Genomic DNA, 15,885 nt, shown 5'->3' with positions numbered 1-15,885 from the left:
TTTAAAACTGATAACTCCACTTTGACTGCCACTATTAAGCAACTCTATTCCCGGCTGGATAACTGTCTGATTGCCGACCGATTTTCCTTACGGAAAAAAATCCAGCTATTACAGCGACGTCTGAAAGAGCGTAAACCCTCTGATCGGTTACAGGATGAGGTAGAGACGCTGCTGCTGCGTTCTGAAGAGAGTGTCGCCAGACGACAGTATACTCAGCCTGTACACTATCCGGATCTGCCGGTCAGTGGCCGCCGGGAGGAAATTGCCAAAGCGATCTGTGAACATCAGGTGGTGGTGATTGCCGGTGAAACCGGATCGGGAAAAACCACCCAGATACCGAAGATTTGTCTCGAGCTGGGACTTGGACGGGTCGGTCTGATCGGTCATACTCAACCCCGCAGGCTGGCTGCCAGAACGGTTGCTAACCGCATAGCCGAAGAGTTGCAAACCTCGTTGGGCAGTACCGTTGGCTATCAGGTGCGATTCACCGAGCAGGTTGCCGATAACACCATGGTCAAGCTGATGACGGATGGTATCCTGCTGGCTGAAACCCAGAACGATCTGTATCTGAACCGCTACGAGGTTTTGATTATCGATGAGGCCCACGAGCGCAGTCTGAATATCGACTTCCTGCTGGGCTATCTGCACCGGATTCTGCCGAAGCGTCCGGATCTGAAAGTGATTATCACCTCGGCAACCATTGATCTTGAGCGCTTTTCACAACACTTCAACAATGCCCCGGTGATCGAAGTATCCGGTCGGACCTTTCCGGTTGAACTGCACTATCGTCCGTTAGAGGATATGGATGACGACAGTGAAAAAAGTGTTCCTGAAGGGATCGTCTGTGCCACTGAAGAGCTGATCCGGCTGGAGCGCAAAAAAGGCATCACCGGTGCCGGTGATATTCTGGTGTTTCTCAGTGGTGAGCGGGAGATCCGCGAAACTGCCGAGTATTTGCGTAAAGCCTCCAAGCAGGGGCGCCTGAAGCATATCGAAGTGATGCCGTTGTATGCTCGTCTCAGTGTCGCAGAGCAGAACAAAATATTCTCATCCGCCCGGGGAACCGGACGCAGAATAGTCCTCTCGACCAACGTGGCGGAAACATCGCTCACAGTTCCGGGAATACGCTATGTGATCGATCCCGGTCTGGCACGTATCAGTCGCTACAGTTACCGCTCAAAGGTGCAGCGTCTGCCGGTTGAACCGGTATCCCAGGCCAGCGCCAATCAGCGTAAAGGGCGCTGTGGCCGGGTAGCGGAAGGTATCTGTATCCGTCTCTATTCCGAGGAGGATTTTAATGCTCGCCCGGAGTTTACCGACGCCGAGATTCGCCGTACGAATCTGGCCGCCGTTATACTGCAGATGCTTAATCTGCGGCTTGGCGCGATTGATCAGTTTCCATTTATCGACCCGCCCGATTCCCGATTTATCAGTGATGGCTTTAATCTGCTGCAGGAACTCGGGGCGGTTGATGAAAAACGCAACCTGACAAAATGCGGACGGCAACTGAGCCGTTTACCGGTGGATCCAAAAATTGGCCGGATGCTACTGGCCGCGGTGGATAATAACTGTTTATCAGAGATGATTGTGATTGCCAGTGCCCTGAGCGTGCAGGACCCGCGCGAACGTCCGATGGATAAGCAGCAGGCGGCGGATCAGAAACATCGTGAATATGCCGATGAAGAGTCAGACTTCGTGACGCTGGTTAACCTCTGGAATCTCTATGAGGAACAGCGCCAGGAGTTGACCCAGAATCAGTTGCGTAAATACTGCCAGAAACAGTTTCTCTCCTATATGCGGATGCGCGAATGGCGCGATGTACATCGCCAGCTGCATCTGATTTGTCGCAATCTGGATTACAAAGAAAACGCCCAACCCGCAAGTTATGACTCACTGCATAAGTCTCTGTTGGCCGGTTTGCTCGGTAATATGGGTTTTAAACAGGAGAATAAAGAGTATCTGGGCGCACGTAATCGTCGCTTTAGTATCTTTCCTGGGTCCATGTTGTATAAGAAAGCCCCTAAATGGATCATGGCGGCAGAACTGGTCGAAACCAGTCGGCTGTATGCCCGCATGATCGCCCGTATCGACCCGCTCTGGGCCGAATCGATGGCCGGGCATCTGGTCAAACGCAGTTATCTCGAACCCCACTGGGAAAAGAAAAAGGCTCAGGTGGTAGCGCAGGAACAGGTAACCCTCTACGGCTTGATTATCGTGCCAGGGCGCACGGTGCATTACGGTAGGATTGACCCCAAAGTTAGTCAGCAGATCTTTATTCGCAGTGCGTTAGTGGAAGGGCAGTTTTCCACTCAGGGTGAATTCTTCAGTCATAACCGCAACCTGCTCGATTCCATCGAAAATCTCGAAGCCAAGACCCGGCGACGCGATCTGCTGGTGGATGAAGATACCCTGGCTGAGTTTTATGCCTCCAGGTTAGAGCAACACAATGGTGGTGCAGTTGTTAACGGTGCTGGCTTCGAACAGTGGCGCAAAGAGGTTGAACTGCAGAATCCACAGGTTTTGTTTATGCAGGAAGAGGATCTCCTGCAGCGATCGGCTGACCACGTTACCCGTAGCAGCTATCCCGAGCAGCTAATGCTTAACGGGGCAAAATTGAAACTTAGCTATCACTTTGAGCCGGGCGCTAAGGATGATGGTGTAACGCTTCAGACCCCGCTGGTGTTGCTGAATCAAATACCGGAAGAGCGTCTCGAATGGCTTGTTCCCGGGATGCTAAAAGAGAAGTGTATCGCTTTGTTGAGAGGGCTGCCTAAAACGCTGCGCAAAAACTTTGTGCCGATCCCGGATTATGTGGATGCGTTTGTTGAGGCTGCCGTGTTTGCGCAGGGTTCGTTGAATGAGGCGCTGGCGCTGCACCTGAAACGGATGACCGGGGTTCGCATTACCCGCGAAGATCTGGATGCGGTTGCTCTTGATGATCATTACCGGGTGAATATCCGGCTGACCGCGGACAAAGGTAATACCGTTGCGGAAGGGCGGGTACTGACCGCGTTGCAACAGAGTTTTGGTAAACAGGCCCGGCAGGCGCTGACCAAAGGTCCTTCCGAAAGCTGGGGACGAAAAGGGATAACCTCTTGGGACTTTGGCGACCTGCCTGAACAGATTAAGCTGAAACAAGCTGGAGGCCTTGAGCTGGAGGTATACCCCGGGTTGCAGGATTGCGGTGATAGCGTTGAGCTGAAAGTATTTGAAGACCGGGCGATGGCAGCCAGACAGAATCGTCTGGGATTAGCTCGCTTGTTTATACTGCAGCTGAATGAGCAGGTTCGCTTCGTGAAAAACCGACTGCCGGGATTTCAGCAAACGGCTATGCTTCTGGCTAAAGTCCAAAATCGTAATCAGCTGCATGAGCAATGCTTGTTCAGTGCAGCGGTGACAACCTTCCTGAGTGAAGATGAAACGATTCGATCAGAAAAAGTATTCACTGATCGGTTAAACCGTTATCGCAGTGAGTACTGTCAGCAGGCAGAGCAGCGGGCGGTGTTGCTGGGGGATATTGCTAAGCAGTATCACCGCATACAGAAACAGCTTTCAGGTTCCGTTAATCTTCAGGCCGTTACCATCCTCAACGATATCCGTCAGCAGCTGGAAGCATTGGTCTATAACGGCTTTATGCTTGAGGTGCCGTGCCAGCAGTTGTCGGAATACCCGAGATACCTTAAAGGCATCGCGTTGCGGCTGGAGAAATATCAGCGAGAGCTGCCACGTCAGCGACTGCTGAGTGAACAGTTACAACAGTTGGTTCGGCAATATCGGGGGCAGCTGGAGCTGGATAATAAGCATAATCGTTACAGTGACGCACTCGATGAGTATCGCTGGATGATAGAAGAGTACCGCATATCGTTGTTTGCTCAACAGCTTGGCACCCGAACAACCGTTTCAGAGAAACGCCTGAAACAGCTGTGGCAGCAGATAGATCGATAGGTTTTCAGCGTGCTTTTTGGGGTTGTAGCCCGTGATTTGCATGTGGTTTTTGATCTGTATCAGTTATTGCGAACAGAATTACGGTAGAAGCGCCTTAACTGCTTAAAAAACCAGAACAAATGGTTGCGAACATCCGGTAGCTATGCTGTAATGCGTCAAATTTATTTGAAAGCGGCTATGAAACCTCGGTTTTAAACGGTTTATAGCCTATAATGAGCTGGTTGAAACGGTTAAAATGAACGTTACTAGCCGGATTGCAGATAAAAAATATTTAGGGCTGTGATAGTAGTCAGTCCTGTATAGATATAATCTTTCAGAAATTATTTCTTTCATAGGATTGAAATAATTCTGAATTATAGTATTTTCTTGTTAGCTGAGCGTAGTTGATGACGCGAGGTGAAGTAAGAAATAATAAAGTTTAACTAAATTAAGTTTAACTACTAGTACGTTAAATATTGAAGGGGAAATGTTAATGAAAAAGTCAATTATCGCTCTGGCTGTTGCTGGTGCTCTGACTGCTCCAATGGTTGCTCAAGCAGATGCTACTCTGTACGGCAAGTTCGAAATGCGTGTTGTTGATGCTGAAAATGCTGACCTGGAAGTACAGTCTGACGACTTCCGTGTTGGTGTTAAAGGTGATTCTGATATCGCTGGTGGTTCTAAAGCTCTGTTCAACTTAGAGCTTGAAGTTAACCCAGAAAACCCAACTAGCTCTAACTCTGCTACTGCAGACACTTCCGCTACTAATGCTGTTGTTCGTAAAGCATATGTTGGCGCGACTGGCGATTGGGGTACTGCTCTGATCGGTCGTATCGCTAACCCTGCTGAGCAGATCGTTGGCTTCACTGGTAACAATTCTGAACTGCTGCCACACGACTTGAACCCTGATCACCTGGGTTCTGCAATCGCTTATGTTACTCCTGGCATGGGTGGTTTCACTGGTTATGCTGCTATCGTTGCTGAAGGCGAAGGAAACGACGCTCAGGACAATGTTGACGGTAAATTGATCGGTGGTAGCTTCGCTGCTGGTGGTCTGACTGTTGCTGCTTCTTACTGGTCATTCACTGATACTTATGTTGCTGGTGCTGACAGTCTGTCTCTGGCTCAAATCGGTGGTCAGTACTCAATCGACATGACTACTATCGGCCTGTCTTACGCTAAGCGTGACAACGCTGATGGTACTACAGAAGATAAAGTTGTAGGTCTGCGTGTTGATCAGAAAATTGGTGACCTGACTCTGGGCGCTAACTACTTCGATTACGATTTCGATTCTTCTTCAATTGACAATCAGTATGGTCTGTTCGCTGTATACAATCTGGGTGCGCAAGCTTACCTGGACTTCGAATATACTGACCTGAGCGCTGATCTTGCTGCTGACGAAGATAAAATCATGTCTGTAGGTTACACTGTTAAGTTCTAATCTTTCTTAAAGATTACACTTTAGAAAAGGGTCCTTCGGGGCCCTTTTTGTTTGTCTGCGTTTTATCCCTTCTGAAATACTCTTCTTTATACCTGCTTCTTTTATTCTCTGCTTTTTAAGACTATTTCTGATTCGCAATCTGTTTTGTTGTGATGCACAATACGGTTTATAGATATAACGTTTTCAGGGTCCTGAATATGCACGTTTTTAGACACTTATTTGTTTCCGCTTTTCTTCTGCTTACTCCAATGTTTGCTTTTGCTGAAGAGCCGGTTAATGTTGACCCCTGGGAAGGGTTTAACCGCGCCATGTTCAGCTTTAATGACACCCTCGATCGATATGCGCTGAAACCTGTTGCCCAGGGGTATCAGGCGATTACACCGGACATTATTGAAACCGGGGTGAGTAATTTCTTCGGTAATCTCTCAGATATTGGCAGTATGTTGAATAATCTACTGCAGTTAAAAGGTAATGCTGCAGGCCAGGATCTGGGTCGGGTAATATTCAATTCTACCGTAGGCTTGGGTGGCATTATTGATATTGCAACGCCGATGGGCTTGCCAGAACATAATGAAGATTTTGGTCAGACGCTGGGATATTGGGGCGTTGATACCGGGCCTTATCTGGTGCTGCCGCTGTTAGGTCCGTCAAACATTCGTGACGGTATCGGTCGTATACCTGATTCAATGGTTGATCCGGTCGGCGAGGTTAATCCTATCCGAACCCGCAACCAGCTGACGGCATTGCGTATTATTGACACCCGTGCGGGATTATTTGCGGCGGAAGAGTTGCTTACCGGAGATCGTTATACCGCGATGCGTGATGCGTATATGCAGCGCCGTGAATTTTTAGTGAATGATGGTAAGGCTGCCGCTTTCGATCAGGATCAGTTCTGATAAATCTTGCCGTGAATAGTAAAAAAGTATCGCTGCTGCACTTGTTAGCTGTGAGGGGCAAGCCATCAATGTACTAAAAAGGAGCCGTCAGGCTCCTTTTGCTTTTTCTAACAACTAGCAAGTCGCGAAGCGACGTTCTAGCAACTGCTTTTCTTCGCGAAGCGACGTTCTAGCGACTCATAATTCCTATTGCTTTTCTCGCGATAGGGCTGAGTTCGTCTCCTCCCTGATTTAAATACTCAGCGATTTGCTGCTTCATTGAGCGCGCCCAGAACTTTGTCAGATGGTTTGCGATCATCTCTGCTTCTGCCGTTTCATCGCCGATATGAGTGTTGTTGGCAGCGATCTGGTTGGCCATTCTGATCAGGCTGGTGAGCTGGTGATTTGCCATTAATTAATCCTCGTTATCCCTTGTCCGGGATAGTCCTGATTGATTGTAGATAACATGTCTGCCCGGCCGGGCAAAGCCGATTAAATTGAGTTTTGCCTGCCTGGCCAACTCCAGTGCCAGGCCAGTGGGGGCCGACACAGCGACCAGTGTGCTGATGCCGCTGCTGGCGGCTTTGTACACCATTTCGTAGCTGGCGCGACTGGAGATCAGGGCGAAGCCTTCTCCTGGATTGATCTGCATACGTTGCATGGCACCCAGTAGTTTGTCCAGTGCGTTATGACGACCGACATCCTCTTTTAATAGCACAATATTGCCTGCATTATCGCACCAGGCGGCACCGTGGCAGGCGCCCGTGATCGTTTGTAAGGGTTGGTTGTTGGATAGCTGACTGACTGCGTTTTCGATCGCTTCCGGGCTTACCAGAGAGCGGGCGGGCACGGATTTAACCGGCCGGATTGCCTGCTGCAGGGATTCGGCGCCACACAGGCCGCAACCGGTGCGGCCGGTGAGGTTACGGCGGCGCTGCTTCAGCTGCATCGAGCGCTGTGTGGTAATCGCGATCTGAATTTCGATACCGGCTGCCAGATTATCCGCATCCGCCATCATCAGATCTATGCCGTAGATCTCTTCCTGTTTTTGAATGATCCCTTCACTCAGGCTAAAACCCACGGCGAAATCTTCCAGATCGCAGGGGCTGGCCATCATCACCACATGGGAGATGCCGTTGTAGATCATCGCCACTGGAATCTCTTCGGCGATGCTGTCCAGCGCATCCAGCATCTGCCCCTGTTGCCAGCGTGTTACAGTGAACGGCTGATGGCAGCTGTCCACTGTTATTCCGCTTTCAGGTGGGGGGGCTTTGGGTTTGTTCAGGGCCATCTTACTTTCCCGTTACGACAGACTCTTGATTAAGACGAGCCTTATCCAGATAGCCTAGCTGCTTTTGGTTAAATTCGCGATAGCGCTGCTGCCAGTCCGACGGTTCAGTTACTTTCACCGCCTGCACGGCGGTTACTTTGTACTCAGGGCAGTTAGTGGCCCAGTCGGAGTTATCGGTGGTGACCACGTTGGCGCCACTGTGGGGATGGTGGAAGGTGGTGTAGACCACCCCCGGCTGCATCCGCCCGGAGAGTTTCGCCCGCATCACCGTTTCGCCTGCGCGGCTGGCAATGCCGACCCAGTCACCATTATTGATGCCACGATCTTCAGCATCTTGCGGATGCAGTTCAAGCACATCGTCATCATGCCATATCTGATTTTCGGTACGGCGGGTTTGTGCGCCCACATTGTATTGCGACAGAATGCGGCCGGTGGTCAGTAGCAGCGGATACTTGCGGGTCGAGCGCTCTTCGGTGGCGACATATTCGGTAATGGCGAAGTGGCCTTTACCAATCGGAAAGCTCTCTTCGTGCATGGTCGGTGTACCATCTGGTGCCAGCTCGTTACAGGGCCACTGAATGCTGCCAAGCTGATCGAGTCGTTCATAACTGACGTTGCTAAAGGTGGGTGCCAGCTGGGCGATCTCATCCATAATCTCAGATGGATGGCTATAGTTCATCGGGTAGCCCAGCGCATTGGACAGCGCCTGGGTGGCCTCCCAGTCCTGTAGCCCTGCCAGTGGTGGCATCACTTTGCGCACCCGGTTGATACGCCGTTCGGCGTTGGTGAAGGTGCCATCTTTCTCCAGGAAAGAGGAGCCCGGCAGGAACACATGGGCAAACTTCGCTGTTTCATTGAGGAAGATATCCTGCACCACCAGACACTCCAGTGACCGCAGGGCCGCCTGTACGTGGTTGGTGTTGGGGTCTGACTGGGCAATATCCTCACCTTGGCAGTACATCCCTTTGTAGGTGCCATCCAGCGCGGCATCAAACATGTTCGGAATCCGCAGGCCCGGTTCGTTATCCAGTGTTACCCCCCAGGCAGACTCGAAGCGGGCCCGGACAATGTCGTCAGAGACGTGCTGATAGCCCGGCAGCTCGTGCGGGAAGGAACCCATATCGCAGGACCCCTGCACGTTGTTCTGGCCCCGTAGCGGATTAACACCCACGCCTTCGCGGCCGATGTTGCCTGTGGCCAGCGCCAGATTGGCGATACCCATTACCATGCTGGAGCCCTGGCTATGTTCGGTAACCCCCAGGCCATAGTAGATCGCGGCGTTTTTGGCATTAGCATAGATACGCGCGGCACTGCGCAGTTCTGCAGCGGGAATGCCGGTGATTGATTCGGTGTTCTCTGGCGAGTGGCGCTTTTCGCTAATAAAGTTACGCCATGCGTTAAATGCTTCGGTTTCGCAGCGTTCAGCGATAAAGGCTTGGTCTTCCAACCCTTCATCCATAATGACGTGAGCCATCGCATTAATAAAGGCGACGTTACTACCGGGGCGTAACGTCAGATGGTGGTTAGTTTCTACGTGAGGGCTTTTCACCAGGTCGATGCGGCGTGGGTCAGCCACAATTAGTTTTGCTCCCTGGCGCAACCGTTTTTTCAGCAGCGAGCCAAATACCGGGTGGGCATCGGTGGGGTTAGCACCGATTACCATGATCGCATCCGCGTGCATGACTGAATCAAAAGTCTGGGTGCCAGCGGACTCGCCCAATGTGGTCTTCAGGCCGTAACCGGTAGGGGAGTGACACACCCGGGCACAGGTATCGGTATTGTTGTTGCCAAACGCTGCACGGATTAGCTTCTGTACCAGATAGGTTTCTTCATTGGTGCAACGGGAGGAGGTGATACCACCGATACTCTCGCGGCCATACTTATCCTGAATGCCGCGCAGTTTGCTGGCGGCAAAGCTCAGTGCTTCATCCCAGCTCACTTCCTGCCACGGCTGATCAATGGAGTCGCGGATCATCGGTTTGGTAATGCGATCCTCATGGGTGGCGTAACCAAAGGCGAAGCGGCCTTTGACGCAGGAGTGTCCATGATTGGCCTGACCGCCTTTGTAGGGCACCATGCGGATCACTTCACTGCCTTTCATCTCCGCCTTAAACTGACAGCCGACGCCGCAGTATGCACAGGTGGTTACGACGCTGTGTTCCGGCTGGCCAATCTCAATCACCGATTTTTCCATCAGGGTAGAGGTCGGGCAAGCCTGTACACAGGCGCCGCAGGAGACACACTCAGAATCGAGGAAATCCTGATTCTGTCCAGGGGATACTTTTGAATCAAAGCCGCGACCATCAATGGTCAGCGCAAAAGTGCCCTGAACCTCGCTGCAGGCACGTACACAGCGGGAGCAGACGATACATTTGCTCGGATCGAAACTGAAATAGGGGTTGGAATGGTCTTTCTCTGCCTGTAGGTGATTCTCACCCGAGAAGCCGTAACGCACTTCTCGCAGGCCGACTTCGCCGGCGACATCCTGCAGTTCGCAGTTACCGTTGGCAGGACAGGTGAGGCAGTCCAGCGGGTGGTCGGAGATGTACAACTCCATAATATTGCGGCGCAGCTTGCCCAGTCGCTTATTCTGGGTGGTCACTTTCATACCCGCTTCCGCCGGGGTGGTGCAGGAGGCCGGGGTGCCGCGACGACCTTCAATTTCAACTGCGCAGATACGGCAGGAGCCAAAGGCTTCCAGGTTGTCAGAGGCGCACAGTTTAGGGATATTGATATCCGCTTCTGCAGCTGCGCGTAAAACCGAAGTGCCTTCGGGCACGGTAATACTGACACCATCGATTTCCAGCGTGATCAGGTTTTCTGAAACACTGGCAGGGGTGCCGTAATCTTTGTCAAAATCTTGTTGCTTAGGGTTGAAGTACTGAAGCATGATCAAGCCTCCCCGTTGTTGCGTAGCGCGGGTTGATTAAAGTCCTCAGGGAAGTGCTTAACTGCACTTTGAACCGGGAATGGGGTCATCCCCCCCATGGCACAGAGTGAACCATCAATCATGGTTTCGCACAGATCACTGAGCAGTTCCATATTGGCTGCACGATTCTCGTCGTTACGGATCCGGTCGATCACTTCCACACCGCGGGTTGAGCCGATGCGGCAAGGGGTACATTTACCACAGGATTCAGCCACACAGAACTCCATGGAAAAACGCGCCTGCTGAGACATATCCACGGTATCGTCGAACACCACGATACCGCCATGTCCCAGGGCTGCGCCGGCCGCCTGAAATGCTTCATAATCCATCGGCGTATCCCACTGGCTTTCCGGCAGGTAAGCACAGAGTGGACCGCCCACCTGCACCGCCCGCATCTGACGGCCACTGAAGGTGCCGCCACCGTACTCATCTAACAGTTCCCGCAGGGTGACACCAAAGGCCAGTTCAATCAGACCTCCGCGTTTGATATTACCCGCCAGTTGGAACGGCAGGGTACCCAGTGAACGTCCCATACCAAAGTCTGCGTAGGCCTGACCACCGTTGGAAAGAATATAGGGGATCGCCGCCAGCGACAGCACGTTATTGACAATCGTCGGCTGACCAAACAGGCCGACAATCGCTGGCAGAGGCGGTTTAGCCCGTACCATGCCGCGCTTGCCCTCCAGGCTTTCCAGCAGCGAGGTCTCTTCACCACAGATATAGGCTTTCGCGCCCAGCCTTACCTCGAGGTTGAAGGTTTTACCGCTGCCGAGGATGTTTGTGCCTAGGAAGCCTGCGCTTTCGGCTCTGGCAATGGCTTCATTGAGGATCTGGTGCGCCACCGGATATTCGGAACGCAGATAGATATAACCCTGATCTGCACCCACGGCGAGACCGGCGATGGTCATCCCTTCGATCAGCATATAGGGGTCGGCTTCCATTACCATCCGGTCGGCGAAGGTACCTGAGTCACCTTCATCTGCGTTACAGACGATATATTTCTGATCCAGCTTTTCGTTACGAGCTTTGCCAGGATTCGCATCGAGCACCGTCTGCCATTTGATGCCGGTGGGAAAAGCTGCACCGCCCCGGCCACGTAAGCCGGAGGCTTTTACCTCATCGACGATCGACTGGCGGTCCATCAGCAGCGCTTTTTTCAGGCCATTAAAACCATCCAGCTGCTGATAATCCTCCAGTGACACCGGGTCAGTAATGCCGGCGCGGGCAAAGGTCAGTCGTTGCTGTTTCTTCAGGTAGGGGATATCTTCGGTGAGCCCCTGACACAGTGGGTGTGACGTTTCTCCGCTGAGAAACGCCTGATCAAACAGACTGTCGATATCGTGCGATTCGACCGGGCCGTAAGCGATCCGTCCGGCAGTGGTTTCCACCTCTAGCAGCGGCTCCAGCCAGAACAAACCACGGGAGCCGTTGCGGATAATCTCGATGGTTGCGCCACGCTTCGCGGCTTCAGCTGCGATTTCGCGGGCCAGCCGGTCGGCACCCATGGCCAGTGCGGTGGTATCCCGGGGAATAAAGATCTTTGTCGCTGTATTCTTTGTTACTGAACTGGTCATCAGTTTACCTCCAGCTTTTGTGAACGCAGCCCGTCGATCAGTTGGTCAAACTTCTCCGGGGTCACCCGGCCGACGATCTCATCATTGATACGTATCGAGGGGGAGCAGGCGCAGTTACCCAGGCAGTAAACCTCTTCCAGAGTGATATTCTGATCGCTGGTGGTACCGTGATAGTCCACCCCCAGGGTAGCTTTGGCATGGGCCTCCAGCTGGCGCGAACCCATCGACTGACAGGCTTCAGCGCGACAGACCTCAACGGTGTGTCGGCCCGGGGCGGTAGAGCGAAACTGGTGATAAAAACTGATCACCCCATGGATATCGGCGCGGGACTGGTTCAGTGATTCTGCAATTAGTGACACCGATTCCGGGGGGATATAGCCCAGACGGTTCTGAATCTCATGGAGGATTGGCAGCAAAGCGCCGGGTTTGTGTTTCAGACCGGCGATGACGTCGGTCACTACCGGTAACAACTGCTGGTTAACTGCGGTCATTTTCTTATTCTCTTAAACATATGCAGCTTAGTACATATATGGCTGCAATTGTGACTGTATAAGCTGATTTATGTGCTTTATCGTAATGTTTAAAGTAGCATTAGTTGATCATCTACAAAATATGAAATATTGTGCATATGAAGCGAATTCAAGTTGTTCCAAGCTGGTCATTCCGGGACTCTGGCGGTAACCAGTTGAATCCCCAATTGTTTTCACTGTTAGCTGCGATTCATGAGACTGGCAAGCTCACGGCGGCCACGTCGCAAATAGGTATTTCCTATCGTCATGGATGGAATCTTCTCAACACCTGGGCTGCATTTTTTGGCCTGCCACTGGTGAATATGCAGAAGGGTAAGGGGGCAACACTGTCCGCACTGGGGGAAAAGCTGCTATGGGCTGAACAGCGGGTTCTGGCGCGCCTTGAACCTCAGTTAGACAGTCTGGCTTCGGAGCTCAATCTGGAAATTCATCGTGCTCTTGAGGGGGTTAGCCCCCTGCTGCGATTGCATGCCAGTTATGGATATGCAGTGGCCCTGTTACCCGGTTTTTCTGACGATATTCAACTGGATCTGCAGTATAAAAGTGCCGAAGACGCACTGGCTTCTCTTAACCGGGGTGTGTGTGATGTAGCTGGTTTTCATGTGCCGGTCAATGGTCGGGAAGGGGGGATGAGTGATGCACTCTATCAGACCTACAGTCGCCACCTGAAACCCCGGGGACATAAGATCGTTAAGTTTATCACCCGACAGCAGGGGCTGATGGTAAAACCCGGTAATCCTCGACAGATAACAGGGCTGCAGGATCTGCAGCGTAAAGAGGTTAAATTTATCAACCGGCAGAAAGACTCGGGTACCCGTGCTCTGCTGGATGAGCTGCTGCGCCGTGAGGGTATCAGCAGCAAGCGGATAAACGGTTTCGCCGATGAGGAGTTTACCCACTCGGCGGTAGCCGCTTTTGTCGCCGCAGGCATGGCGGATGTTGGCATGGGGGTAAAAGCCGCCGCCAGTCAGTTTGGTCTTGATTTTATACCGTTATCTTCGGAGCATTACCTGTTGGTGTGCCATAACAAAACCCTGAAGCAGGAAGCTATGTTGCGGCTGTTGCAGAGCATCCGCGGTGAGGCGTTTCAGCAGGCGGTGATGAAACTGCCGGGGTATTCTCCGGATGATTGTGGGGGGGTTGTGTCTGTGGATAGTGTATTTACTGGATAAGTAGTAGATTGGGCTGGATTGGTGATTGTCTGGTAAACGTTGCTAGATCGCTGCTGCGCAGCTGGCTAGAACGTGGCTTCGCCACTTGCTAGAAAGAGCAGCTCGGCCCCTTTTTCTTTATTAAGCAGGTGTTCGTTGTATTCTGACAGTGGCGATGATTGGGTGCAGTCTCATCAATATCAGACGTATAGGGGCAATGACACCTATTACCAGCTCCCCTTTTTGGGTTGTTGCGTATTTGCCGAGGCGTTGTAGACTTTTTGAGTTGTTGCGTATTAGCAGAGGAATTGTAAAATAGGTGTATTCCCTTATTTTTTTGGGTGTGGGAATTCAATCCACTAAATTTTCATAATAGAAAAGCAAGGCGGTAGACAGATGAAAGTGCTGGTAACTGTCAAACGTGTTATCGACTACAACGTAAAAGTACGGGTGAAGTCGGATAACAGTGACGTTGATCTGAGTAATGTAAAAATGGCGATGAATCCGTTCTGTGAGATCGCCGTCGAGGAAGCTGTTCGCCTTAAAGAGGCTGGAATAGCGACCGAAGTTGTGGTGGTATCCTTGGGGCCTCAGTCCGCACAGGAACAGATCCGTACCGCTTTAGCGCTGGGCGCTGACCGGGGGATTCTGGTGCAGTCCGATGAAAACCTGGAGTCACTGACTGTCGCTAAACTGCTGGCTAAAGTGGTTGAAGAGGAGCAGCCGGGACTGGTGATTATGGGTAAGCAGGCCATTGATACCGATAACAACCAAACCGGCCAGATGCTGGCTGCATTGACTAACATGCCGCAGGGTACCTTTGCCTCTGAAGTGAAAGTGTCCGGAGATAAGGTTCAGGTAACCCGTGAAGTCGATGGTGGACTGCAGACCGTAGAGTTGAGTCTGCCTGCGATAGTAACCACCGACCTGCGTCTTAACGAGCCACGTTACGCATCTCTGCCGAATATTATGAAAGCCAAGCGTAAGCCGCTGGATACGAAAACACCTGAAGATCTGGGTGTAGAAGTTAAAGCGCATACTCAGCTGCTGAAAGTTGAACCACCTGCACAGCGTCAGGCGGGTATTAAAGTGGCCTCCGTTGAGGCGCTGGTGGATAAACTGAAGAACGAAGCGAAGGTGATCTGATGGCTACTCTGATTATTGCTGAACATGATAACCACACTCTTAAAGGTGCGACACTTAACGCCGTTACCGCTGCCTCTCAGATCGGAGGGGATATCCACATTCTGGTTGCCGGCGGCGGATGTCAGGCGGTTGCTGATGCCGCGTCTGCAGTTGCGGGTGTAAGTAAAGTTTTACTGGCTGATAACGCTGCCTATGAGCATCAGCTGGCGGAAAATGTTAGCCTGTTGGTGGCCGAGCTGGGGCGCGAATACAGTCATGTTATTGCGTCTGCAACTACCGGTGGTAAAAACCTGATGCCCCGGGTAGCGGCGTTGCTGGATGTGGCTCAGCTTTCGGATGTTATCCGTGTCGATAGCGACGATACCTTTGCCCGTCCTATTTATGCCGGTAATGCGATTGCCACGGTTAAGTCTCTGGATGCAATCAAGGTCATCACTATTCGCGGAACCGGTTTTGATGCGGGCTCTGCAGAGGGCGGCAGTGCGGCTATTGAAATGGTTAGTGCTGTTCATGATGCGGGCATATCCAGTTTCATCGGTGAAGCGATGGCTAAGAGTGACCGCCCTGAGCTGACTGCGGCCAGTGTGATTGTGTCCGGCGGACGTGGCATGGGCAACGGTGAGAACTTTGCCCTGTTGGAGTCTCTTGCGGATAAACTGGGTGCTGCGGTGGGTGCGTCCCGCGCAGCGGTTGACGCGGGGTTTGTTCCCAATGATATGCAGGTTGGCCAGACAGGTAAGATCGTTGCGCCGGATCTGTATATAGCGGTTGGTATTTCCGGTGCGATTCAGCACCTGGCGGGTATGAAAGACTCTAAGGTGATTGTTGCTATCAACAAAGATGAGGAAGCGCCAATTTTCTCGGTTGCAGACTATGGTCTGGTGGCGGATCTGTTTGACGCGGTGCCTGAACTGGACGCTAAACTTTAAACCGATTACGCCGATGCTTCCGCGCCGAGTGCTTATCCATTTACCTTGATAAACTCAGTGTTAACATCGAAAAAGCCCGCTTTTTTCAGTAAAAG

Annotated in this window: 11 protein-coding genes; 6 read left to right on the top strand and 5 right to left on the bottom strand. The window is 51.9% G+C overall.

What is annotated here, in order from left to right; all coding sequences use genetic code 11:
* Positions 1 to 21 precede the first annotated feature (21 nt).
* From hrpA to Q0499_RS12285, 3 genes are all read left to right on the top strand, one after another.
* The gene (gene hrpA, locus Q0499_RS12295) at positions 22 to 3,945 is read left to right on the top strand and encodes an ATP-dependent RNA helicase HrpA (protein WP_299199777.1); all 3,924 of its coding nucleotides are present in this window, start codon (positions 22 to 24) and stop codon (positions 3,943 to 3,945) included.
* A 472-nt stretch (positions 3,946 to 4,417) separates the two neighbouring features.
* On the top strand, positions 4,418 to 5,365 hold the full coding sequence (locus Q0499_RS12290; RefSeq protein WP_299199776.1) for a porin: 948 nt from the start codon (positions 4,418 to 4,420) through the stop codon (positions 5,363 to 5,365).
* 197 nt (positions 5,366 to 5,562) lie between these two features.
* Positions 5,563 to 6,261 (top strand): VacJ family lipoprotein, encoded by a 699-nt coding sequence (locus tag Q0499_RS12285; RefSeq protein WP_299199775.1) that lies wholly within the window; start codon positions 5,563 to 5,565, stop codon positions 6,259 to 6,261.
* A 169-nt stretch (positions 6,262 to 6,430) separates the two neighbouring features.
* Here the strand turns inward: Q0499_RS12285 and Q0499_RS12280 are convergent, their stop codons facing one another.
* Genes Q0499_RS12280 through Q0499_RS12260 form a run of 5 tightly spaced genes read right to left on the bottom strand, consistent with a single transcriptional unit; the run spans position 6,431 to position 12,525 of the window.
* Complete coding sequence (locus tag Q0499_RS12280; protein WP_299199774.1) at positions 6,431 to 6,652, bottom strand: formate dehydrogenase subunit delta; 222 nt, start codon at positions 6,650 to 6,652, stop codon at positions 6,431 to 6,433.
* A 3-nt stretch (positions 6,653 to 6,655) separates the two neighbouring features.
* On the bottom strand, positions 6,656 to 7,531 hold the full coding sequence (fdhD, locus tag Q0499_RS12275) for a formate dehydrogenase accessory sulfurtransferase FdhD (protein WP_299199773.1): 876 nt from the start codon (positions 7,529 to 7,531) through the stop codon (positions 6,656 to 6,658).
* A 1-nt stretch (position 7,532) separates the two neighbouring features.
* On the bottom strand, positions 7,533 to 10,421 hold the full coding sequence (fdhF, locus tag Q0499_RS12270; RefSeq protein WP_299199772.1) for a formate dehydrogenase subunit alpha: 2,889 nt from the start codon (positions 10,419 to 10,421) through the stop codon (positions 7,533 to 7,535).
* Between the two features lie 2 nt (positions 10,422 to 10,423).
* Complete coding sequence (locus Q0499_RS12265) at positions 10,424 to 12,034, bottom strand: formate dehydrogenase beta subunit (protein WP_299199770.1); 1,611 nt, start codon at positions 12,032 to 12,034, stop codon at positions 10,424 to 10,426.
* On the bottom strand, positions 12,034 to 12,525 hold the full coding sequence (locus tag Q0499_RS12260) for a formate dehydrogenase subunit gamma (RefSeq protein ID WP_299199769.1): 492 nt from the start codon (positions 12,523 to 12,525) through the stop codon (positions 12,034 to 12,036). Before Q0499_RS12260 ends, Q0499_RS12265 begins: the two co-directional genes overlap by 1 nt.
* Positions 12,526 to 12,662: 137 nt before the next feature.
* Between Q0499_RS12260 and Q0499_RS12255 the strand changes: the two genes are divergently transcribed.
* The 3 genes from Q0499_RS12255 (at position 12,663) to Q0499_RS12245 (ending at position 15,790) form a co-directional block, all read left to right on the top strand.
* Positions 12,663 to 13,736 (top strand): substrate-binding domain-containing protein, encoded by a 1,074-nt coding sequence (locus Q0499_RS12255; protein ID WP_299199768.1) that lies wholly within the window; start codon positions 12,663 to 12,665, stop codon positions 13,734 to 13,736.
* Between the two features lie 375 nt (positions 13,737 to 14,111).
* Positions 14,112 to 14,861, top strand: coding sequence for an electron transfer flavoprotein subunit beta/FixA family protein (locus Q0499_RS12250; RefSeq protein WP_299199765.1), 750 nt, complete (start codon positions 14,112 to 14,114; stop codon positions 14,859 to 14,861).
* Positions 14,861 to 15,790, top strand: coding sequence for an FAD-binding protein (locus Q0499_RS12245; RefSeq protein ID WP_299199762.1), 930 nt, complete (start codon positions 14,861 to 14,863; stop codon positions 15,788 to 15,790). The genes Q0499_RS12250 and Q0499_RS12245 overlap by 1 nt, the downstream gene beginning before the upstream one ends.
* Positions 15,791 to 15,885: the final 95 nt, after the last annotated feature.

Origin of the sequence: uncultured Amphritea sp. (genome assembly GCF_937127095.1) — a bacterium.
GTDB lineage: Bacteria > Pseudomonadota > Gammaproteobacteria > Pseudomonadales > Balneatricaceae > Amphritea.
The sequence above is the reverse complement of the archived record's forward strand: the minus strand, read 5'-3'. Positions and strand labels throughout refer to the sequence as shown.